The 23,911-nt window shown below is 38.0% G+C and carries 21 protein-coding genes; 16 read left to right on the top strand and 5 right to left on the bottom strand.

Features of this window, described 5'->3' with window-relative positions:
* Positions 1–134: 134 nt before the first annotated feature.
* Positions 135–1,940, bottom strand: coding sequence for a translational GTPase TypA (gene typA, locus ACTJKN_RS12525; protein ID WP_230142195.1), 1,806 nt, complete (start codon positions 1,938–1,940; stop codon positions 135–137).
* A gap of 318 nt (positions 1,941–2,258) precedes the next feature.
* Between typA and ACTJKN_RS12520 the strand changes: the two genes are divergently transcribed.
* Positions 2,259–2,618, top strand: a complete 360-nt coding sequence (locus tag ACTJKN_RS12520; protein ID WP_440825390.1) for a DUF4180 domain-containing protein — start codon at positions 2,259–2,261, stop codon at positions 2,616–2,618.
* 3 nt (positions 2,619–2,621) lie between these two features.
* On the opposite strand, the gene ACTJKN_RS12515 is transcribed toward ACTJKN_RS12520, so the two are convergent.
* The gene (locus tag ACTJKN_RS12515; protein ID WP_440825388.1) at positions 2,622–3,068 is read right to left on the bottom strand and encodes a VOC family protein; all 447 of its coding nucleotides are present in this window, start codon (positions 3,066–3,068) and stop codon (positions 2,622–2,624) included.
* Positions 3,069–3,203: 135 nt separating this feature from the next.
* Here ACTJKN_RS12515 and ACTJKN_RS12510 point away from each other — a divergent pair, with 135 nt between their 5' ends.
* The 3 genes from ACTJKN_RS12510 to ACTJKN_RS12500 all read left to right on the top strand — a co-directional run bounded on the left by ACTJKN_RS12510 (position 3,204) and on the right by ACTJKN_RS12500 (position 6,361).
* Positions 3,204–3,881, top strand: coding sequence for a TIGR02117 family protein (locus ACTJKN_RS12510; protein ID WP_440825386.1), 678 nt, complete (start codon positions 3,204–3,206; stop codon positions 3,879–3,881).
* A 132-nt stretch (positions 3,882–4,013) separates the two neighbouring features.
* Entirely contained in the window at positions 4,014–5,450 is a 1,437-nt protein-coding gene (locus ACTJKN_RS12505) for an MBOAT family O-acyltransferase (RefSeq protein WP_440825384.1), read from the top strand.
* Between the two features lie 2 nt (positions 5,451–5,452).
* Positions 5,453–6,361: a DUF1574 family protein gene (locus tag ACTJKN_RS12500; RefSeq protein ID WP_440825382.1), complete on the top strand. Its 909-nt coding sequence runs from the start codon at positions 5,453–5,455 to the stop codon at positions 6,359–6,361.
* Positions 6,362–6,365: 4 nt separating this feature from the next.
* Here the strand turns inward: ACTJKN_RS12500 and ACTJKN_RS12495 are convergent, their stop codons facing one another.
* Positions 6,366–7,178, bottom strand: coding sequence for an alpha/beta hydrolase (locus ACTJKN_RS12495; RefSeq protein ID WP_440825380.1), 813 nt, complete (start codon positions 7,176–7,178; stop codon positions 6,366–6,368).
* Positions 7,179–7,360: 182 nt separating this feature from the next.
* On the opposite strand from ACTJKN_RS12495, the gene ACTJKN_RS12490 reads away from it, so the two are divergent.
* The 11 genes from ACTJKN_RS12490 to ACTJKN_RS12440 all read left to right on the top strand — a co-directional run bounded on the left by ACTJKN_RS12490 (position 7,361) and on the right by ACTJKN_RS12440 (position 19,775).
* Positions 7,361–8,068 carry an esterase family protein gene (locus ACTJKN_RS12490; protein ID WP_230142212.1) on the top strand — a complete coding sequence of 236 codons (708 nt, stop codon included), beginning with the start codon at positions 7,361–7,363 and terminating at the stop codon, positions 8,066–8,068.
* 102 nt (positions 8,069–8,170) lie between these two features.
* The gene (locus tag ACTJKN_RS12485) at positions 8,171–9,250 is read left to right on the top strand and encodes an ATP-grasp domain-containing protein (RefSeq protein WP_440825378.1); all 1,080 of its coding nucleotides are present in this window, start codon (positions 8,171–8,173) and stop codon (positions 9,248–9,250) included.
* A gap of 29 nt (positions 9,251–9,279) precedes the next feature.
* Positions 9,280–10,380 (top strand): carboxylate-amine ligase, encoded by a 1,101-nt coding sequence (locus ACTJKN_RS12480; RefSeq protein WP_029274724.1) that lies wholly within the window; start codon positions 9,280–9,282, stop codon positions 10,378–10,380.
* Positions 10,381–10,387: 7 nt separating this feature from the next.
* Complete coding sequence (locus tag ACTJKN_RS12475; RefSeq protein WP_440825375.1) at positions 10,388–11,215, top strand: type 1 glutamine amidotransferase; 828 nt, start codon at positions 10,388–10,390, stop codon at positions 11,213–11,215.
* Positions 11,216–11,361: 146 nt separating this feature from the next.
* Positions 11,362–12,549, top strand: a complete 1,188-nt coding sequence (locus ACTJKN_RS12470; RefSeq protein ID WP_440825374.1) for a hypothetical protein — start codon at positions 11,362–11,364, stop codon at positions 12,547–12,549.
* A gap of 278 nt (positions 12,550–12,827) precedes the next feature.
* Positions 12,828–12,986 (top strand): FeoB-associated Cys-rich membrane protein, encoded by a 159-nt coding sequence (locus ACTJKN_RS12465; RefSeq protein ID WP_440825372.1) that lies wholly within the window; start codon positions 12,828–12,830, stop codon positions 12,984–12,986.
* Between the two features lie 12 nt (positions 12,987–12,998).
* Positions 12,999–13,586, top strand: a complete 588-nt coding sequence (locus tag ACTJKN_RS12460; RefSeq protein ID WP_029274727.1) for a Crp/Fnr family transcriptional regulator — start codon at positions 12,999–13,001, stop codon at positions 13,584–13,586.
* Positions 13,587–13,796: 210 nt separating this feature from the next.
* Positions 13,797–14,327 (top strand): YceI family protein, encoded by a 531-nt coding sequence (locus tag ACTJKN_RS12455; protein WP_440825369.1) that lies wholly within the window; start codon positions 13,797–13,799, stop codon positions 14,325–14,327.
* Positions 14,328–14,394: 67 nt separating this feature from the next.
* Positions 14,395–15,264 (top strand): pirin family protein, encoded by an 870-nt coding sequence (locus tag ACTJKN_RS12450; protein ID WP_440825368.1) that lies wholly within the window; start codon positions 14,395–14,397, stop codon positions 15,262–15,264.
* Between the two features lie 368 nt (positions 15,265–15,632).
* On the top strand, positions 15,633–19,037 hold the full coding sequence (locus ACTJKN_RS12445; RefSeq protein WP_440825366.1) for a glycosyltransferase: 3,405 nt from the start codon (positions 15,633–15,635) through the stop codon (positions 19,035–19,037).
* A gap of 279 nt (positions 19,038–19,316) precedes the next feature.
* Positions 19,317–19,775, top strand: a complete 459-nt coding sequence (locus ACTJKN_RS12440) for a hypothetical protein (protein ID WP_440825364.1) — start codon at positions 19,317–19,319, stop codon at positions 19,773–19,775.
* A gap of 5 nt (positions 19,776–19,780) precedes the next feature.
* Here ACTJKN_RS12440 and ispF read toward each other — a convergent pair whose 3' ends face one another.
* Positions 19,781–20,260 (bottom strand): 2-C-methyl-D-erythritol 2,4-cyclodiphosphate synthase, encoded by a 480-nt coding sequence (gene ispF, locus ACTJKN_RS12435; RefSeq protein WP_440825362.1) that lies wholly within the window; start codon positions 20,258–20,260, stop codon positions 19,781–19,783.
* 61 nt (positions 20,261–20,321) lie between these two features.
* Complete coding sequence (gene porV / locus ACTJKN_RS12430; RefSeq protein WP_440825360.1) at positions 20,322–21,512, bottom strand: type IX secretion system outer membrane channel protein PorV; 1,191 nt, start codon at positions 21,510–21,512, stop codon at positions 20,322–20,324.
* A gap of 639 nt (positions 21,513–22,151) precedes the next feature.
* Between porV and ACTJKN_RS12425 the strand changes: the two genes are divergently transcribed.
* Positions 22,152–23,837, top strand: a complete 1,686-nt coding sequence (locus ACTJKN_RS12425) for an SUMF1/EgtB/PvdO family nonheme iron enzyme (RefSeq protein WP_440825358.1) — start codon at positions 22,152–22,154, stop codon at positions 23,835–23,837.
* Positions 23,838–23,911 lie beyond the last annotated feature (74 nt).

Below are 23,911 nucleotides of genomic sequence, written 5' to 3'. Positions count from 1 at the left end.
GAGTTGACAACTTCCTGGTCCATTCATTATTAAAGTTGTCAACTCAATAAACTATTTAAACGCAAAAAAGCCCCAATTTACATCGGGGCTTTGGTAATCTATTTTTTTAAGTCCCCTTTAGGGGATTTAGGGGTTTAAGCGAATTGCTTTCCTTTAACTTTACGTTCTTGTTCTGTTAAGAAGATTTTACGTAAACGCATGCTTTGCGGTGTAACCTCGATGTACTCATCAGCCTGGATATATTCCATAGCTTCTTCTAAAGAGAATTTAATTGCCGGTGCAATACGGGTATTATCATCAGTACCAGAAGCACGCATGTTGGTTAATGCTTTACCTTTTACCACATTTACTACTAAATCGTTATCACGGATGTGCTCACCCATAATCTGACCTTCGTAAACATCAGTTCCCGGATCGATGAAGAAACGACCTCTATCTTGTAACTTATCGATTGAATAAGCAGTAGTTTGTCCTTTTTCCATTGAAACCAATACACCGTTTAAACGACCAGGAATTGTACCTTTCCAAGGCTCGTAAGCTTTAAAACGGTGAGCCATAATCGCCTCTCCTGCTGTAGCAGTTAAAACGTTGTTACGTAAACCAATGATACCACGTGCCGGGATTTCGAATTCTAAGTGTTGTAAATCGCCTTTTGGCTCCATAATTAATAACTCGCCTTTACGTTGAGTTACCAATTCGATTACTTTACCAGAAACTTCTCCTGGAACATCAACGATTAAGGTTTCAATCGGCTCATGTTTTTTACCATCAATTTCTTTAACGATAACCTGTGGCTGACCTACCTGAATCTCATAACCTTCGCGACGCATCGTTTCGATTAATACAGATAAATGGAGAATACCACGACCATAAACCAACCAAGCATCAGGAGAAGCTGTTTCAACAACTTTTAAAGCTAAGTTTTTCTCAGTTTCTTTGATTAAACGTTCTTTAATACGCTGAGAAGTCACTAATTTACCTTCTTTACCAAAAAATGGAGAGTTGTTAATGGTAAACAACATGTTCATTGTTGGCTCATCAATGCTGATAACCGGTAATTGTTCTGGTGCTTCAAAATCAGCGATTGTATCACCAATATCAAAACCATCAATACCTACAACTGCACAAATATCACCTGAACTTACTTCTGTAGTACGGATTTTACCTAAACCTTCGAAAGTATAAAGTTCTTTTACTCTTGATTTTACGATTTTACCATCGCGTTTGATTAAAGTAACCGGTTGGTTTTCTTTAATTGTACCACGGTGTACACGACCAATTGCGATACGACCAACGAAAGATGAATAATCTAACGAAGTGATCTGCATCTGTAAAGTACCCTCGTTAATTGGTGCAGGTGGAATGTTTGCCACAACTGCATCTAACAAAGCGAAAATATCGGTAGTTGGTACTTTCCAATCTGTACTCATCCATCCTTGTTTAGATGAACCGTAAATTACTGGGAAATCCAACTGATCTTCAGTTGCTTCAAGGTTAAAGAACAATTCGAAAATCTGCTCATAAACCTCTTCCGGGCGACAGTTTTCTTTATCCACTTTGTTTACAACCACAATCGGTTTTAAACCAAGGGCTAAAGCTTTTTGCGTTACGAAACGCGTTTGAGGCATTGCACCTTCAAAAGCATCGCAAAGTAAAAGTACACCATCTGCCATTTTCAGAACACGCTCTACCTCACCGCCGAAATCCGCGTGACCAGGAGTGTCAATAATGTTAATTTTTACGTCTTTGTATTGAACCGATACGTTTTTAGATACAATCGTGATACCACGCTCGCGCTCTAAATCGTTGTTATCCAATATCAAATCTCCTGTTTGTTCGTTGTCACGAAAAATAGAACAAGAATGTAAAATCTTATCAACCAAAGTAGTTTTGCCGTGGTCAACGTGTGCTATAATAGCTATATTTCTAATCTTTTGCATAAAATGCGCCTCAAATTTGGCGCAAAGATAGTGTTTTGAAATGGATTTTCTACTATATCTCTCACTATTTAATATGATGATAATGTTGTAATTATCTCATTTTAAACAGAACAGCAAGTACCATATTTTTCACCTTTATTACCTTCCGTTGCATGGTTAGAAAATCCTGAACAAGTTTAAAACTAAATTTAGTTTTCGATTCAGTTATAGTACATGACGAACAGATTTAAACCAGATCCTCTTGTTAAAAGCATAATTTTTATATTAGCAGCAAGGAAATGAATATCATTACTTTTACCTGCCTATAAAAATTAACAGATGAAAATTGAATCACATACCATAAACAATACCAATATTGCCGAAGTTCTTTCCGAAGAAATAATTATTAATAACGCAGAAGACGGACTAGACTTATTGGGAAACTTATACTACCAGGGTTTTGATAAAATTATTATATACGAACAGAACATTACACCTGCTTTCTTCGAACTGAAAAACGGAATAGCAGGAGAAATCCTCCAAAAGTTTTCAAATTACCGGGTAAGCCTGGCCATTATTGGCGATTTTAGCCCATATCAAAGTAAAAGCACCAAAGATTTTATTTATGAAAGCAATAAAGGCAAACACATCAACTTTTTAGGTTCAGCAGCTGAAGCCCTAACAAAACTAGCAGAATAAAATTTATATGCTTAACCAATCCTCATAAGAAATCACACCCAGTTCTGGCTTAGCCTCTCCTTCCAAAATGGCAATAAACTCCAGTGCATGCCCGTCAGGATCATTAAAGTAAATTGCCAAAGCGGGCATCCAGGCAAAAACCATTGGTTTGTGATTTCCATTGTTTAGAAAATTATAGGGCTTTAGGTTTTTAGATTCGAGAAAGTTAACCGATTTATTCAGTACATCTTCAACATCGCAACGAAAGGCAAAATGTCTGATATCAATTTCATTTTTTGGCTTCTCCCAGATGCCGAGCATGGCTTCCTGGGGTTTTCCGATCCAGAAAAAGGCAATTTTGCGTTCTTCTTCGTAGTGGCACTGTGTTAAACCCAAAGTATTGCTGTAAAAATTGATAGATCTTGCTAGATCTTCAACATAAATATGTGTTTCAAACAGTCCTTTTATCATATTGTGAAGTTAGAGATAAGTTATAGCCACAAAAAATCATGTTTTTCGATACCGCCATCAATAAAATCGATATCTGGAGCCTAATGGGTTACCAAAAACTCAAATGCTGTATTAAGAATAAATAACCCCATCGAAATGAACAAAAGGTTTTTAAAATATGCAGGCAGGTGTAGCATTGCTTTTATCGCATTGATTGGGCTTTATTTTCTAATCGCCTTTTGTTGCTCACGCATTACCGTAAACGCCAATCCTTCAAACGCTAAAGAAATTGCCATCTACATCATGACGAACGGCGTACACACCGATATCATCGTTCCGGCTGTTAGTACAGAAATGAACTGGACAAAAGAAATCAGTTACCAAAATACGCTTGAAGCCGATAGCACTTATCAATTCCTGGCTATAGGCTGGGGCGATAAAAAATTCTACCTCGAAACGCCAGAATTTTCTGACCTTAAACTAAGTAACGGCTTACGGGCAATCTCTGGACTGAGTACATCTGCTATGCACACCACCTATTACAAAAACATACGGGAAGATGCCAACTGTAGGAAAATTATCATCAGCAAAGCGCAATATCGACAACTGATCGATTATATTTTAAATAGTTTCAAAAAAGACGAAACGGGACATTTGATCAAGGTTGAATCGAACATCCATTATGATATTGGTGATGCCTTTTACGAAGCAAAGGGAAGTTACAGCATTTTTAAAACCTGCAATACCTGGGCAAATGCAGCATTAAAAGCTTGCGAACAAAAAAGCTGTTTGTGGACCATTTTCGATACCGGTATTTTTTTAAAATACCAGTGATAAAATACCGTGAAATAACTATACAGGTATTTTACACCTTTAAGCAATTCTGCGTACAAATTTACCCGCCGCATTAATCAGACAGCACAAAGCGTTAATTTTATTCCTAAACGAAGTATTAACCTTAACGCTATGCTGTTCAACTCTTTTAGCTTTGCTGCTTTTCTGCCCATAGTTTTTATCCTGTATTGGATTCTGGGAAAAGAGCGTTTAAGATCTCAAAATATATTATTGCTGGGTGCCAGCTATTTCTTTTATGCCTGTTGGGATTGGCGGTTTATGTTCTTACTCATTTTTTCCACATTATTGGATTATTTCACTGGGTTAAAAATGATGGAAAGCAAAAACAACAGGACTAAAAAATTTTTGTTATGGCTGAGTATTTCCATTAACCTAGGTTTTTTAGGCATATTTAAATACTATAATTTCTTTGCCGATTCTTTCGCTGATGCCATCGCAAATTTTGGCCTTCAGGTAAACCCATGGACATTAAAAGTCATTTTACCCGTTGGCATATCATTTTACACTTTTCACGGCCTGTCGTACGTAATCGATATTTATAAGAACCGTATACCGGCAGAAAAGAACTTTATCGATTATTCATTATTTGTGAGTTTTTTCCCGCTACTGGTTGCCGGGCCGATAGAACGGGCAACGCACCTGCTTCCTCAGATCAAAAAAGAAAGATCTTTTGATTACAGCAGGGCGATTGATGGCTTACGGCAGATTTTATGGGGCTTATTTAAAAAAATCGTCATTGCCGATCAATGTGCCAATTATGCGAATATGATTTTTAATCATTCTGGTGAATACTCGGGAAGTACTTTATTGCTCGGCGCCATCCTTTTTGCCTTTCAGATTTATTGCGATTTCTCTGGCTATTCTGATATCGCTTTAGGTACAGCACGTTTATTTGGGATAGAGTTGTTAAGAAACTTTGCCTACCCCTATTTCTCCAGGGATATTGCCGAATTTTGGCGCAGGTGGCATATCTCGCTCTCCACCTGGTTCAGAGATTATTTGTATATCCCTTTAGGCGGAAGCAAAGGTGGAACCTGGGCAAAAGTAAGGAACACATTTATCATTTTTCTGGTGAGCGGTTTTTGGCATGGGGCCAACTGGACGTTCATCATCTGGGGTTTATTAAATGCGCTGTACATCATGCCCTCCATTGTTTTCAATACCAACCGTTCGAATTTAGATACAGTTGCGCAAGGAAGAACTTTTCCAAGCCTAAAAGAATTCGCCGCGATTATATTAACCTTTGGTTTAACCGTTTTCGCCTGGATATTCTTTAGGGCAAATTCTGTTCAGCATGCTTTTAATATGATATCTACCATTGGTTCCGAATCATTTTTCAGTGTTCCTCAAATAGTGCCGGTTAAACTATTTCTATTACTCGCCTTGTTTATTTTAATCGAATGGAATGGCAGGATGGAGCAATATGCCATTGCCAAATTTGCCTTATCGTGGCCAAAACCAGTAAGATGGGGTATTTATTACGGTCTTGTTCTGGTGATATTCTTTTTTGCAGGGGCGGAACAGCAATTCATTTACTTTCAATTTTAACTATGAAAAAATTCACTAAATACATCGCCGTTTTTATATTGCCAATTATGCTTTTGGCTGTTCTTTTTGAAGTTCTGATCAGAAGGATCCCAAACGATTATGGGTATAAAAAAAGCTATCTCGATCATCACGCTAAAGAAGTAAACATTTTATTTCTGGGCAGCTCACATGTATATTATGGTATTAACCCAAAGTATATTAAATCGAGTTTTAATGCGAGTTACATTTCACAATCTTTCGACTATGATCTGGAGATTTTAAAAAAATATAGTAACCAATGGACCCATTTAAAATATATCGTTATTCCTGTTGATTACTTTTCGTTTTATGGCCGCCTTGAGAACAGCCCTGAAGCATGGCGGGCAAAAAATTACCGCATTTATTACGATATCAATACCGATCATAAAATATTTAACAATACTGAAATGTTAAGCAACAAACTCGATATTAATTTGAGTCGATTATACAATCACTACCTAAAGGGCGAAAATGACATTAGTTGCAGTAACCTGGGCTGGGGATCGAGCTACAAGGCAATTAACCACAAGGATTTAGTGAAAAGTGGTGCAACTGCCGCTGCACGGCATACTGCGAAAGATAATCTGCAATATCCAACTAATGTGCATTTATTGGATGAAATTATCGCCTTTGCAGAGCACAAAAATATTAAGGTGGTATTGTTTACCAGTCCGGCCTATAGATCTTATGTATCGCATTTAAGCAAAAAACAGTTGAATACTACCCTTTCTACCATCAAAAAATTGAATACCTCACATACTACAATCAAGTATTTCAATCTTTTACAGGATAGCTCATTCCATGCGCAGGATTTTTACGATGCCGACCACCTTAACGAAATTGGCGCAAAGAAATTAAGCTTAAAAATGAATGTGCTTTTGGCTAAGATATAAGCTATTAAACCTCAAATGCCCAATCTAAAAAGGCAGGCATTACACTTTCCCAGGTTGGAACATCGTGTTTGCCACCAACTTTTTCGTAATAAAAAACATTTTCAGGCCGTTTATAACCTTTATTCAGGAGTATTTTAACAACATCAATCGTATCATCTATAGAATCGATGATCATATTTTTATTCCGATCAGCCTGCTCATCTTCTGTTCCGGTCATTAACCAGAATTTCATATCCGGCTTGGCAGAGGTATTTTTTAGCTTTGCATGCATAATTCGATCTGCATCAGTATATCCTTCGCTCAGGTCTTTTTTTCTCCACCAAAATGCTCCAGAAAAAACACCGATGGCATCAAAAGCAGCAGGATTATTCCAGGCAATATCAAAAGCAGACAAACCGCCCAAAGAAAACCCTGCAAAACCTACTTTACCAGTTATTGGCATTGCAATTTTCTTTTTAACAAAAGGCAAAAGCTCTTTGATCACAAAATCGGTGTATAAATCGGCTTTCGCTCCACGCCCTTTAAAATCGGGCACACCTGCTACACCATATTCCATTAACCGGTCTTCTGATGCTTTAATGGCCACAACAATTAACCTGTGGTTTCTTTTACCATGATGGGCTTCTTCCAAAATCCGGCTAAAATTCATTTTGGCCACATCCTGTCCATCATTTAATAAAAGAAGCTCTATTTTTTCATTCCCTAAAATACCTTGAGGTGTATAAATATCTATCTCTACCTCATGCTTTAAATAAGCTGAGGGTATTTTAAAGTTGCTGGTATTAACTTTTACCGATAAAATTGTGGTGTACATCATAATCAAAATCCCCTATCACATGGCTATCGCCTCAGAATTAGGGTGCAAAGGTACAAATCTCCGTAAACTATTAATTATCATGGGTTAATTTTTACAATACGTCTTTAATTTGCTTCATTTTACTGCCTAAACAATTCTTTTTGTAGATTTTAATTTATACCTTAAATCATTCAATTTTTATTATGGTTAAAGAAGAACATAAGAAATGGTACAGCCCGAATTTAAGTGGCGAAATCGACATGCTCATCTTTGGTCACGGTGGTATCCCTATCCTACTGTTCCCGACAAGCATGGGCCGATATTTTGAAACCAAGGATTTCAAACTGATAGATTCTGTTGAAGGATTTATCAACGAGGGAAAAATTAAGATCTATTGTCCCGATGGCGTCGACAAATTAAGCTGGTACAACAAAAGTATTCATCCTGCCGACAGGGTTAAAAACCACATCTGGTACGACAAGTATTTATTGGAAGAGGTAGCCCCTCTGGCAAGGCACGAAACCGGGCACAGCAAAATTATTACCGCCGGCTGTAGTTTCGGAGGCTATCATGCTGCTAATTTTGCTTTCAGGCATCCCTGGTTGGTTAGCCATATGTTTAGTATGAGCGGGGCTTTCGATATTTCTGGCCAGTTGGATGGTTTTTATAATGATGATGTTTATTTTAACAATCCGGTTGATTATCTGCTGAATAATAGTAACCCCGAACTGCATTATATGAAAATTGTTTTGGGTACAACAGACCGCGATATGTGCAGGCCTGACAATGAGCGTTTATCTGATATTTTAAACAAAAAGGGCATCGACCACTGGCTTGATATCAGGCAGAATGCGGATCACGATTGGCCTATCTGGAGAGAAATGTTTCCTGATTATATTGCACAGCTTTAGTTTAGTCCAAAGTCGGCAGTCTTAAGTCCCGAGTCGATTTAGGATATAATTATCAAACAATTAACCGATTAACCAGTTAAACATTTAAACTAAAATTTACCAATGAAGAAAATAGGGATTTTATTTGGACAGGAACGCTCTTTTCCTGAAGCCGTAATCGAAAGAATTAATCAAAAAGCAGAAAAAGGCATTACCGCCGAAGCTGTTAAAATCGACAAAATATTTCAGAATGCACCATTAGGTTATTCGGTAATCATCGACCGTATTTCGCAAGATGTACCATTCTACCGCGCATCACTAAAAAATGCCGCTATTACCGGAACTGCCGTAATTAATAACCCATTTTGGTGGAGTGCCGACGAGAAATTTTTCAATAATGCGCTGGCCGAACAGATTGGCGTACCCGTACCCAAAACGGCCTTAATCCCATCACGGGAGCACCCTACGGGAACCACCGGAGAATCTTTCTCTAATTTAACCATGCCTTTAGATTGGGATGCCATTTTTGAATACACTGGTTTTCCGGCCTATATGAAACCTTATGATGGTGGTGGCTGGAGAGATGTTTATAAATTACATGATAAAGAAGACTTTTTTGATAAACACAGCGGCACACAACAACTGGTGATGCTTTTGCAGGAAGAAATCATCTTTGAAGAATATTTCAGGTGTTATTGCATTGGCGGTAAATATGTTCGTATTATGCAGTACGAGCCACGGAATCCGCATCACTTGCGTTATGCCACTGAAGGCAAAGCGCCAGATGCTAAACTGCTTAAAACTGTAGAAGAGTACACCCTAAAACTATGCAGGTATTTAGGATACGATTTCAATACGGTAGAATTCGCGGTGCGTGATGGAGTGCCTATTGCGATTGATTTCTGCAACCCTGCCCCTGATGCTGATATTAAAAGCGTTGGTCAGGAAAATTTTGACTGGGTAGTAGAAACTACGGCAAATTATGCCATTGAAAGGGCAAAGGCGCAAAAAGACGGGCAAGACAATTTAACCTGGGGCGAATACATTAAATCGTCGGTTGGTGGTAAACCGCTAATAACTAAGGCTGCACCAAAAGTGGCTAAAACAGCCGCACCAAAGAAAGCTAGCGCTACAGAAAAAGCTAAAGCTGCAACAACAGAAAAAACACCTGCAAAACCTAAAAAAGCTGCAGAAAAAAAATAATTGGGATTTAATTTTTAATCAATACAAGGATGAACGAGTTTACGCTGGGCATAGAAGAAGAATACATGGTAATTGATCCCGTTACCAGAGAGCTTACTTCTCACGACCAAAAAATTGTGGAAGCCGCACAAAAAATCCACAAAGACCAGGTTAAGGCAGAAATGCACCAGGCCGTGGTAGAAGTTGGAACGGGCATTTGTAAAACGACCACAGAAGCACGTAAAGAAATTTCCCAACTGCGTTATACCGTTTCACAACTCGCCGGGGAGCAAGGCTTAAGGATTGGAGCTGCTGGTACCCACCCCTTTTCGCATTGGGAAAAACAGTTAATTACAGAACATCCCCGCTATAATGAAATTGTGAACGAACTACAGGAAGCTGCACGTTCTAACCTCATTTTTGGCCTGCACGTACACGTAGGTTTCCAATCGCGTGAGCTGGCCATTCATATTGCCAACCAGGTGAGGTATTTTCTGCCCCATGTTTTTGCCTTATCTACCAATTCTCCATTCTGGGAATCGCGGAATACCGGTTACAAATCTTTCCGTACAAAAATTTTCGACAAATTTCCACGCACAGGCATTCCCGATATTTTTAATAGCATCGAGGATTACGATAATTATGTAAAACTGCTCATCAAAACCAATTGCATGGATAATGCGAAGAAAATTTGGTGGGATATCCGTGTGCATCCGTTTTTCGACACCGTTGAGTTCCGCATTTGCGATTGCCCGATGCTGATTGATGAAACGATGGCTTTTACCGCATTATTTCAGGCTTTGTGCGCCAAGCTGTACAAACTGCGTTTGCAGAACATGGAGTTTATCAGCTATTCGAGAGCACTAATTAACGAAAATAAATGGCGTGCTGCCCGTTATGGAATTGATGGAAATTTAATCGATTTCGGGAAAGAAATGGAAGTAAACTGCCGCAACCTTATTTTAGAATTATTGGATTTTGTAGACGATGTGGTGGATGATTTAGGCTGCCGTGACGACATTAATTATGTGCATAAAATATTGGAGCACGGTACAGGCGCAGACCGGCAGTTGGCAGTTTACCAACAAACTGGTAACTTTGAGGCGGTGGTAGATTACATTACTACTCAAACACTTATAGGCGCAAAGTAATTTTATAATGGATAAAAGTAGCTTAAAGGTGGCCGTTATTGACATGAATAACGGTGCACCTAATCAGGGTATGCGGGGAATTCAGGAAATTTTATCCCGTTTTAAAAACGATAACAATATCGATTTAACCTTTGATATATTTGATTTAAGGCAAAAAGGAGAAATACCAGGCATCGGTTATGATGCTTATATTTCTAGTGGTGGCCCAGGGAGCCCGATTGAAAGTAAGGGCGAACAATGGGAAAATGATTTCTTTAATCTCTTAGATCAGATAGAAGCTTTTAACCATAAAAACGACGAACGAAAAAAGTATGCTTTTTTAATCTGCCATTCTTTCCAATTGGCTTGTAGAAAATATGAATTGGGCAACGTAACTGAAAGACGGTCGAATGCTTTTGGCATTTTCCCGATTACCTTGACTGAAGATGGAGAAAAAGATGAAATTTTTAATGGTATTACCAACCCTTTCTTTTCGGTCGACAGCAGAGATTGGCAAGTGATCGAGCCAGATTTTGCTTCTTTCGAGAAAAAAGGCGCAAAATTATTGGCCATCGAAAAAGAACGTAAACATGTCGATTTAGAACGCTGTATGATGTCGATCCGCTTTTCCGATGAAATCATTGGTACACAATTCCATCCAGAAGCTGATCCGGTAGGCATGAAAATGTACTTACTTCAGGAAGAAAAGAAAAAAGCAATTGTTGATATGCACGGGGAACAAAAATACCTGGATATGTTAAATAGTTTAGACGATCCGGCAAGGATTGTGCTCACGCAAAGTGTTATTTTACCTAATTTCTTACAAAAAGCAATTGGGGATTTGCAGGAAGTATAAAAATAAGAGGTCATTATTACGTTAAATCGTCATTTCGACCGTAGTGGAGAAATCTTTCATAAAACAAGTCAGAGATTTCTCCATTCCGCGATGCTTTAGTCGAAATGACGCTTTCTCTTTAGCAATGACGAAAAATATATAAACTTATGATACCTGCTCAACGCCAAAAATACAACCAGCAATTTACAGAAGAGAAATACAAAACCTTCATCGCTAAACTGCAAAATGGCTATCCCGAAATTCCTTTCAGGGTCGCAGAAACGCCGGTATTTATTCCGAAAGCATTGAAAGAAAAATTGATTGTGGCAGGAGAAGAAATTATAAACCTGATTAAGCAACCCAATTTTAAAACGCTTACTCAAAAGGCAATCCCCTTAAACTGGAATGTGCCTAATGAAAATGAACAGCCCCACTTTTTAACCTTCGATTATGGTATTTGTAAAAATCAAGCCGGAGAACTTACACCCATGCTAATCGAAATGCAGGGATTTCCTTCCTTGTATGGCTTTCAGCATCATTTGGCAAAAACGTTTCAGGCTGGTTTTGAGATCGACAGTTCTGTGAATCATTTCTTAAACGGCTTTAACGAAGAAGCGTACATCAAGCTGCTTAAAGAAGTCATTATTGGCTCCCACCAGCCAGAAGAAGTAGCACTGATGGATGTAGATGCACCTAACCAAAAAACGGCCATTGATTTTTTTGTGACCCAAAAAATGCTGGGTATTAAAATTTTGGCCCTGGAAGACATCAAAAAAGTAGGTAAACAACTCTTTTACGAAGAAGATGGCAAAAAGATCCAGTTGAAAAGAATTTATAACCGCCTGATATTTGATGAAGTAGCGAACAATACGGAGATTTTTAAAAACAGTTTCGATCCGCGTGAAGAACTGGATGTGGAGTGGGTAACGCACCCTAACTGGTTTTACCGCATCAGTAAATACACCATGCCTTTCTTAAAAAGCGAATTTGTGCCCGAAACACGTTTCTTGAACGAGGTAAAGGTTATTCCAAAAGATTTAGAAAACTATGTACTTAAACCATTATTCTCTTTCGCTGGTATGGGCGTAATTATAGATGTAAGCGAAACGGACGTCACCAATATAAAAGATCCCGAAAACTGGATTTTACAAAGAAAAGTAAATTACGAACCAGCTGTACAGGCACCTGATGGTGGCGTAAAGGCTGAAATCAGGATGATGTATTTATGGCCTGATGGCGGTGAGCCTCAGCTTTGCATTAATCTGGCCAGGTTAAGTAAAGGAAAAATGATTGGCGTACGCTACAACGCCGATTTCGATTGGGTTGGTGGTACTATAGGTTTTATGGAGGAATAACTTTTTTAACCGCAAAGCTCACGAAGACAAGACGCAGAGAACACAAAATAAGTATCCTTGTCAGTCTGAGCGAAGTCGAAGACTAACCACCGGGATCACGAAGAAAAAGGCACAGAGGTACACAGAGAAATAATTTTTCCGTGTTCTCAGTGCTTCCGTGGCAAAAAATGTATTAAATGTCCTCGGTGTAAAACGCTGTTCTCTCTGTGGTAAAACCGTACTTCAATAATTTACATTTAACTGAACACCTTCCCCTTAAAACCCTTTATATTTGCATTATGGATGTTCAAACGATTTTAGTCTTTTTACTTTTTGCGGTAGCATTGGTATATGTTGGCCGTTTGGTTTTTAAATCTTTACAGGTAAAAAAAGATGGATGTGGTGGTAATTGTAAATGTGGTGTAGATTTTTCCGATATTAAGCCCGTAAAAAAATAACATTCCGCCTTTATGATTCATCAGTTCCAGAAATACTTACAGGAAAAAATAGAAATAACTGATGAACAGTTCGAAAGCATATCATCTGTTTTAAAGGTTAAAAAATTCGAGAAAAACGAAATAGTTCAATATACAGGGGATAATTTTAAACACGGGTATTTTGTAGGCAAAGGTTTATTACGCGCGTACTCAATTGATGCGAAAGGCAAAGAACACATCCTTCAGTTCGCCCCCGAAAACTGGCTGGTTTCTGATCGCAATAATATGAATAATGAGCCGTCAATATTTTTTATCGATGCCATCGAAGCAACCGAAGCCGTATTAATGCCCAACAATTTCATGGAAGAAGCCGCCAGGCAAGTACCATGTTTGCAACCCATGCAAATTAAACTGCTCAACAATTCGATCCGCTTTATGCAGAAAAGGATCAATATGTTATTAAGTGCAACTGCTGAAGAAAGATACCTCGATTTTATAAAACTCTATCCTAACCTTACCCTCCGCGTACCACAATGGATGATTGCCTCTTATCTGGGCATTACTCCTGAATCGTTAAGTCGTGTGAGAAAAGAACTGGCCAATAAACATTTCAGGCCATAGACTGAATAGTGAGTGAGTGAATTTTGAATGAGTGAAGGGCTTATTCAAATCTGACATTAAAACTTTACAACATTCAATCATTCTTTCATTCAATCAATCTATCCTTCTCTCATTCAATTAATTCCCTTTCTTACCATACATCAATCTGTAGTAAAAACCTGCGCTGTACTTTTGTGTTGTAAATATTAAACATCTCAAAAAACAAAAGATATGGCAACTACAAAATGGACATTAGATCCAACCCACAGCGAATTACAATTTAAAGTAAAACACTTAATGATTACTACTGTAACTGGTAGTTTAAAATCTTTCTCAGCAGAATTATCATCTGAAGGTGATCAATTTGAAAATGCAGAAATTTCTTTCAAAGGTGATATCGGTTCAATCGATACCGGAAATACAGATCGCGACAATCACTTAAAGAGCGGAGATTTCTTCGATGCTGAAAAATTTGCACACATCGAATTTAAATCTAATTCAGTAGAAAAAGACGGCAGCGATTATACTGTTAAAGGTGACTTAACCATTAAAGGTGAAACCAAACCGGTTAAATTAACTGCAGAATTTGGTGGCATTGCTACCGATCCATGGGGAAATACCAAAGCAGGATTTACTTTAAGTGGAAAAATTAACCGCTCAGAATTCGGTTTAACCTGGAACGCAGCATTAGAAACCGGTGGCGTAATGGTAAGTGAAGAAGTTCGCATTTTAGGCGAATTACAGTTTGTGAAACAAGCATAGTGCGTAGAGCTAAGCGTATGGCGGCACTATGCGCTTAGCCCCATGCCTTATCTAACTATAAAAGGTAATGGAAACAAAACAAATAGAAAAAGTACTAAAAGCGCCAGCACCACATATGGTTGGCGATGGCTTTAGGGTACACAATTTTTTCCCAAGTGGATATAAAATCAACATGAGTCCGTTTTTCTTAATGGATTATGGCTCAAAAATCGAATTTTCTGCCAGGAAAGAACCCAGGGGAGTTGGCGTACATCCACATCGGGGCTTCGAAACGGTAACTATTGCCTATCATGGTGCGGTTGCCCATCACGATAGCTCTGGAAACAGCGGTGTGATTTACCCCGGCGATGTACAATGGATGACTGCTGCAAGTGGTATACTACATAAAGAATATCACGAAGCGAACTACAGCTTAGCTGGTGGTCCTTTTCAAATGGTTCAGCTTTGGATTAACCTACCTGCTAAAGATAAAATGGGTAAACCAAGATATCAGGCAGTTAAGCAGGCTGATATGGCTCATTTTGATCTTCCCGAAAATGGAGGAAAAATCGAGATCATTGCTGGTAACTATCGGGATATAAAAGGCAACGCAAATACCTTTACCCCCATAGAACTCTATAATGCCAGACTAAATAAAGGTGGTGGAGCTACTTTTAACTTTCCTGAGCATTTTAACACCGGATTTATGGTGATTGAAGGTTCAATCAAAATTAATGGGTCCGAAACCGCATCCGTAGATGATTTTATCCACTTCAAAAACAAAGGTGAAGAGATTAAGATCGAAGCGCTAGAAAATAGCGTGGTTTTGATTTTAAGTGGAGAACCTATAGATGAGCCAATTGTTCAGTACGGCCCGTTTTTAATGAATACTGAAGCCGAAATCCATCAGGCAATTGAAGATTACAACCAAGGTAGGTTCGGTTATTTAGAGGAGTAAAGAAGTTTAAATAAATTATATTTTTGAGCCGGCATTTTTTATAAAATTTGTCGGCTTTTTTTGTACCCGCATATACAGGGCAACCCAGCCGAAAACATCCTCTTGCTAGATAAACAAAACTAAAAGATCCTGAAACAAGTTCAGGAGGACGAAGCGCATATCTTAATTTACGCAAGAAAACCTTTAACTACCTTAACTTCTTAATGATGAAAAGATCCGGGAACACCACTTATGCATCGATGAACAGTAAGTAAATCAGCATCTTAAAACAGGAATATCGATCAATCAGCTCAACCACTCTCCCATTAATCATTCATCCAATCTTCATATTCGTTAGTGACATTTGATTAATAAATCAGAACAGAAAAATGTCCGGAAAACAAATATTTCAAACTGAGACCAAAAGACGCTGGCATACATTTACATGGGTAAGCCGTACGTTTTTTTTAGTCTTCATTATCGCAATCATCTGTGTAGTGTACACATTGTCTTCAGTACAGGCACCTAATTTGCCTTTTATCAACACAAATACACCGTTAACACAAAAACAATTAGAGAAGTTAAAAAAATCGCAGCAGTATAAGGATTTCACCATCGAAAAATCTAAACTGCAAAAGATCAAAAAAGATCGCGAATACCGCATTTTAAGCCATCGTGGTAACAGCAAGCGCATCAACATGGCCTTTTATGTAAGCTGGGCAGCAAGTAAAGAATCATCAATATCAGATTTAAAGCGCAACATTAGCCATTTGGATATGGTGGCTACAGAATCGTTCTTTTTAAATGGCGATTCTATTGTAAATAAAGTAGATACTGCGGCATTAAAAGTAATACATGCTGGCAAAAAATCGGCTATTGCGGTGGTTTCAAATTACAATAAAGATCATTGGGATGGCGCAGCAGTAAGAAGATTATTAAACGATCAATCTGCCCAGCAAAAATTGATCTATGATCTTATAGCGATTACCAAAAAATACGGTTATAGTGGAATTAATATAGATTTCGAAGAGCTCAACCTCCAAAATAGCGATAGTTTTAACGCTTTTATGAAAAATCTATACACTCAGTTTCACGCAGAAAAACTGATTGTTTCTCAGGATATTTCACCCGAAAATGACGATTATAAGCCAGAAATCCTTCAAAAGTATAATGACTACCTTGTATTAATGGCGTATGATCAGCATACCGAACAAAGTAACGCAGGCGATATTTCCCATCAGGAATGGGTAGAAGAAAAGCTTGATGATATTTGCAGTAAGGTTGATGCCAGCAAAGTAATCCTTGCCTTAGCTTGCTACGGTTACGACTGGCCAAAAAATAGCATTGGGCAACCGGTTACTTACGAACAGGCGATGACAATGGCGGTTAATTATAAAAGCAAAATAAACTACAATCCTGCTTCAGCCAATTTAAACTACACTTACAACGATGGCAGTGGAATTAAACATGAAGTTTATTTTACTGATGCGGCAACCTATTTTAATTTAATCCGCAAGGCTGATGATTGGGATATTGCCGGCGTAGCCTTATGGCGTTTAGGTTCGGAAGACAAACGTTTATGGTCGTTTATTTCTAATGACCTTAGTTTGGATACGCTAAAGAAAAAACCTTTCGATTTACGCAAAATTGCGTCATTAAATATGGGTGGAATCTCATATTTGGGCGATGGTGAAATTCTGGACCTGATTTCTACCCCTACACCCGGTAGTGTTAAGTTCACTTTAAACAAAGATAACTTTTCCATTGCCGATCAAAAATACATCAGACTTCCAGAGCAATATGTAATTAAAAGGTTTGGAGAGGCCGATAAGAAAATCGCCTTAACCTTTGATGACGGGCCAGACCCGGTTTATACACCGCAGGTGTTAAATATTTTGAAACGGGAAAAAGTACCAGGCTGTTTCTTTGTGGTTGGCATTATGGCTGAACAGAACATGGAATTGTTAAGACAGGAATATAATGATGGTTATGAAATTGGAAACCATACTTTCTTCCATCCTGATATGTCGGCCATTGGGCCACGACGGGTAAAATTCGAACTAAATGCCACCCGTAGGTTAATTGAAGCGGTTACCGGTCACAGCACAATCCTGTTCCGTGCACCATTTAATGCAGATGCCGAACCCCAAAATATTTCAGAAATTCTGCCTGTTGCACAGAGCCGTAAAGAAAATTACATCAATATCGGGGAATATATAGATCCTGAAGATTGGCAGCCAGGCAAAACTGCAGATCAGATTTTTAACGAAGTAGTGAAACAGCAAGACAACGGTAATATCCTTTTATTACATGATGCTGGTGGAAACCGTGAAGCTACCGTTGCCGCTTTACCAAGGATTATAAAATTCTTCAAAGCCAAAGGGTATACCTTTACTACGGTCGGCGATTTAATGGGCAAAAAAAGATCAGAACTAATGCCTGCGGTCAAATCTATGGCAAATAGTGGTTTTTCTGGTTCCGGTGATTACTTTTTCATCAATTTCTTTTACTATGGAAACATGATTTTAAACACCGTATTCTCTGTAGCGATTGTACTTGCTATCTTAAGAACCATATTTATTGCCTATTTGGCCATCAGACAGCGAAAAAGAGCGAAACAGAATGTCAGCAAATTGATAGTAGATCCTTCAGAAAAAGTGAGTATTATCATTCCGGCTTACAATGAAGAAATTACTGCTGTACAAACCATTAATAGTCTTTTAAAAACCACCTATCCCGATTTTGAACTGATTTTTGTTGATGATGGTTCAAAAGATAAAACCTTCGAAATCATTAACGAACACTTTGGCAACCACCCTCAAGTAAAAGTTTTCCGTAAAGCAAATGGAGGCAAAGCATCTGCACTAAATTATGGCATATCAAAAGCAACTTCAGAATTTGTGGTCTGTATAGATGCCGATACACAGCTAAAAGATGACGCTGTTACTCAACTGATGCGCTATTTTTATAGTGACCAAATTGCGGCAGTAGCTGGTACTGTGAAAGTTGGGAATGCCAACAATATCATTACCAAATGGCAGTCTATTGAATATATCACTGCACAGAATATGGATAGGCGTGCTTTCGACTTATTAAATACAATTACTGTTGTGCCCGGAGCAATAGGTGCTTTCAGAAAAAATGTAATTTTAGAAATCGGCGGGTTTACCATTGATACACTTGCAGAAGACTGCGATTTAACTATGCGGATTTTGAAAGCAGGGTACCGCATAAAAAATTGTGATACTGCAATTGCTTATACCGAAGCGCCAGAAACAGTGAATATGTTGCTTAAACAACGTTTCCGCTGGAGTTTTGGGGTAATGCAAAGTTTCTGGAAAAACAGAAAAACACTGCTAAACAAGAAATACGGCTACTTTGGAATGGTAGGAATGCCGAATATCTTGATCTATCAGATCATTTTGCCGCTATTTTCTCCACTTGCCGATCTTTTTATGTTCATCTCGTTAATTAGCGGTCTATTTTCATTAAGTGCCATAAATAATTTGACCCTGACCGGATTTTCCGGAATTTTAAGCTTGCATAACGGTTTTGGTCAGGTACTTTTCTATTATATTATCTTTATTGTTGTAGATATGATTTTTGCTGCTATCGCCTTCCGCATGGAAAAAGAAAAATACACCAAATTACTTTACATATTCCCACAGCGGTTTTTCTGGCGACAATTAATGTATATTGTACTATTCCGTTCGTTCAGAAAAGCCATAAAAGGTGAACTGGAAACCTGGGGAACGTTAAAGCGGACAGGAAACGTTAAAGAGCAGTTGGCGTAATTCTTCTCATCAAGATATCGTCATTGCTAGAAGGTTTTTTCAGCCGACGAAGCAATCTTTATTGCAAAATCACACTAGCATAAAAGATTGCTTTGTCGTTCCTCCTCGCAATGACGACCCTTATATTGGAATCTGTCAATGGTGGCTTGTCGAAGGGCTGGCTAAAATGCAATGTAAAGCATTCCGAAAAGCTCAATGTGACAGCTCCGAATCAAAATTTAATATTATTAAACGTAAACAATTCATAACAAGCTATTTAAAAAAACATTATTATTGTTTATGGAAAACGCTAACCAAACTCCATTTTCCTTTAAACAGGTTTTATTGATTGCACTTATTGCCGGAACATTAGATGGATTGGCTGCAGTTATATTTTTAGGAAAGATGAATTTTATGGGGGTATTTCAATATATCGCCAGTGCCATTATGGGACCAGAAGCTTTCGCAGGAGGTATTAAAACAGCTTTTATAGGACTAGCATTTCACTACCTTATTGCTTTTTGCTTCACCCTGATTTTTACTATTGCATCAATAAAAACACCTGTTTTACGAAAGAATATCATCCTTTCAGGAATACTATATGGCATTATCGTTTGGATGATCATGACCCTCCTGATTGTTCCATTAACCAAAATACCTGCAGCACCGTTTCATTACGAACGGGCGATTTTAAATGTGGTAATTCTGATTTTTTGCATAGGCTTACCGATTTCTTACTTAACCGCCCGAAAATTCTAGTAGGATTAAGGTTTTTCTATCAGGCAAACGGCATAAGAAACAACACCTTCTTCCCTGCCAATGAATCCCATTTGCTCATTGGTAGTGGCTTTTATCGAAATATCCTCAGTAGAAATTCCAATGGCTTCAGCAATATTTTGCTGCATAGCAGGAATATGAGGGTTAATTTTTGGTGCTTCCAAACAAAGCATCGCATCAATATTGCCAATTTGCCATCCTTTTTCGACCAGCAATTTAACCGTCTCCTTCAATAAAACGAGGCTACTGATGCCTTTCCACCTATCATCTGTATTCTTGAAATGGAAACCAATATCGCGAAGGTTGGCTGCCCCTAAAAGCGCATCGCAGATGGCGTGAAGCAAAACATCGGCATCCGAATGCCCAAAAGCACCTTTATGATGATCTAATGTAACTCCACCAACAACAAAAGGATGCTGATCTTTTAACTGATGTACATCGAATCCGAAACCTACTCTAATTTTCATGGGTATTTAGGTTAATTGTTTAAACAGGTTAATCGGTTAATTTTAAACTGATAGCTTAAAATTACTTTTTAACAATCTTTTTGTCTCCAAAGTTAAACAATAGACCAAAACGTAAGGTATTTGCAAGTGGACTTGTTTGTGCATTTGCAATTAAATAAGAAAAATCTATATTAAAAACGTTGTATTTTAATCCAAGGCCCAAGGTAAAGTAACGGCTATCACCTTTCATTGGGCTTTGGTAGTTGTAACCTGCTCTTACTGCAAACTGTTGGTTATACCAATATTCTAAGCCTGTTGAAATTCCAACCTCCTTTAATTCTTCACTAAAACCACCTGGGGCATCACTAAACGAACCAAAAATTCCGGCAGGTACTGAACGGTTAGGGTTTTTTCCGCTCACAATGTTATTGTTCGAATCGTATATCGGCTGCGTTGGCACCAGCAACTTATTAAAATCAAGGGCAAAAGTTAAGGTGCTGAAATCGTCTACAGTGATTGTAGACGCGCCTCCTATTTTAAAATTGGTAGGTAAAAAGAAATTTTCTCCACCGTCAGAATAGCTCATTTTTGTTCCAATGTTCGAAATATTAGCGCCTGCAGAGAGAACAGTCTGCCTGCCAAACATTGTAGTTGTTGTTTTGTATAGGCCCGACACATCTACAGCTACTGCATTTCCGCTACGAACCTGCCCTGATGATGAAAATTGACCTGAGGCTAAATTTGAATAAATATACCTTAATGACGTTCCCAATGAAAATTCTTCACCAAAATTACGGGCAAAAGAAACATCAAAAGCCAATTCATTCGGATTGGAAATTCCCAGGTCTTGTTGGTTGATGTCGGTAAGCTGAATAGAGCCTAAAGAAAAATACCTTAATGAGGCACCAATGGTATTACGATCATCCAATTTATAAAAGCCACTTAAATAAGCAAGATTAATATCAGGTACTAAACTTTTTAACCATGGGCTATAAGAAACAGAAAATCCGTAAGGTTTATCTAAAAATGCAAGTTTAGAAGCATTAATACTGGCTGAATTTACATCACCAGGAACGGCAACGCCAGCATCCCCCATTGCACCGGCACGGGCATCGGGCGTAATGAGCAGAAATGGAACTGCTGTTACAATATTGTTTGCCTCGCTACCATTTGTTTGTGTATTGCCTATGGTTACCTGAGCATTTGTTTTACCAAACACCAAGGCCATTGAGAGTGCAGAAAAAGCAAGTTTACTGATGTACTTGAAATTCATCCTTTAAAGGTACGTAATTTTAGATCTTGGTATTTAGTAATAACTGGAGAATATATCAGTAACGTAAAACCAAAATTTATATTTCACCAAATTACGAATTCTATGATTATTTACTAATTAAACCTACGATTTTTACATACAGGTGTGACTGTAAAAAACCTAAACACATAACTAATAACCATTTAGCATCATAATTGAGCTGTTTTCTTTTTTCTATAAAAAAATTATTAGTTCGATTTGTCAACTTAATAATCTTTAAATCAAATATGGTTAATTTATTGCAATCTCTATAAACCATAATAATACTCTTTTTATATATGCGTGTTTAAGTAGTCGCTAAAAACATAAAAAATTAATATGGAGATGACCTTAGCCGTAGTAAAAGTGATTCCTCCTATTGGGTAAATGGTTTTCTAACAGCACTTCTCGATCACCTATCTTTCTTTTTATCATGCTTATTTATAATTATTTAACCTAAATTTAACTGAAAAAGTAGGTAGACACAATACGCTTTAAAATAATACGTTATCACTCAAAAATATAATCGATATTTTATTATCACATTATTTATATATTCATTTAAAATTGTTTAATTTTATCGGTTGAATCCCTATAGGGACGATTTTCCCAACGAACTATATGAAAAAACTGTTACTATATTCTTTTACTTGTTTGTCATTAGCTGCCCTACTTACGAGCTGTAGCTCAAAAGGAGGGAACAGTTCTAGCAAAACGGGTATTCCTTATGCCGATAGGAAAAGCAAAAACAACCAATCTGGTGCTTTTGCTGTAGCTACTCAATACAAGAGAGCTCCAGGGCCTGGCTTAATTCCAATTGAAGGTGGAGTTTTAGTTGTTGGTGGTAGTGCCATCGAAGTACCGGGTGTTGAACCAAGTATCTACAACTATAAAAGACAGGTTACAGTTCCGTCATTTTATATGGATGAAACTGAAGTATCTAATACCGATTGGTTAGAATACTTACACTGGATCAGATATAACTTTCCTGAAGACCGTGAATATTATTACAATGAACTTCCCGACACTTTGGTTTGGCGTCAGGCATTATCATATAACGAACCTTATGTAGACAATTATTTAAGGCATCCGGCTTATCGTGATTACCCTGTAGTAGGCGTTTCATGGGAGCAAGCTTCCCGCTATTGCGAATGGAGAACATCCAGGGCAAACGAATTCATTTTACGTGAAAAAGGAATCTTAACTGATTATAAAACGCTCGCTGGGAACGGAAAGGGAAACACGGCTACTACGGCAGCAGCAGCACCGAAACCAGATAAACCTTATAATACAGATGCTTATTTAAACAACCAATACAATGACATAGGTAAAAATGCACCTATTGATTACAATACCAAATCTGGTGCAGCTACATCAACTGCTGGGGGAACAGCAGCCGCAACTACCGGAGGCAAAAACAATCAGCCTAGAAGAACTGCTACATTAGAAGATGGTGTAATTATGCAACCTTATCGTTTACCAACAGAAGCTGAATGGGAATATGCTGCTTTAGGTTTAATTGGCAATACGGAATACGAGAACATCAATCAGAATAAAATCTATCCTTGGAATGGTTTAGGTGTTAGTTCAGCCAAAAAGAAAACCAGAGGTATGATTCAGGCCAACTTTAAAAGAGCACCTGGCGATTATATGGGTGTTGGTGGTTCATTAAATGATAAAGGAGATTTAACTGTTCCGGTTATTCAATATACACCGAACGACTTCGGCTTATATAATATGGCAGGAAACGTTAATGAGTGGGTTAATGATGTATACAGAACGGCTACATTTAGTGACGCAGATGCATTTAACCCTTATCGTGGTAATTATTTCACCAATAAAAAACTAGAGGATTCGCAAAGCGGAAAAATTGCATTAGATAAATATGGTAATCCGATTAAGGAAAATGCTTACGCTGGAAGAAAACAAACCTGGGCAGAAAAACAGGCACAGGCGAAACGTTCTGATTCGATTTCAAAATCGACTGATCCACAATCTCCAGTAGCATCAACCAGTTATCAGGCCGATCAAAGAGGTTATCGTGATAGACAAAACACTTTATTAAATGAAGAAGGTGTAACGCTTGTAAACGATAAATCCAGAGTTTATAAAGGTGGTTCCTGGAATGATATGGCTTACTGGTTAAACCCGGCAACACGCCGTTTTATGCAACAAGATGAATCATCAGCAGAAGTTGGCTTCCGTTGTGCCATGACTATGCTAGGCGCTCCAGAAATTAGTACTGCAGGTAAAAGAAGTTTTAAAAACCCTCCTCAAAAACCTTATAGGGTAAGTAGAGGTAAATAAAAAAGAAAAGTCCCGACATTAAATCGGGACTTTTTTATGCTTTAAATTTTGTAGTCCATTTCGAATAATTTAAA

Origin of the sequence: Pedobacter sp. 22163 (genome assembly GCF_052045595.1) — a bacterium.
Taxonomy (GTDB): domain Bacteria; phylum Bacteroidota; class Bacteroidia; order Sphingobacteriales; family Sphingobacteriaceae; genus Pedobacter.
Note: the sequence above shows the minus strand (reverse complement) of the source record. Positions and strands in the feature narration are given on the sequence as shown.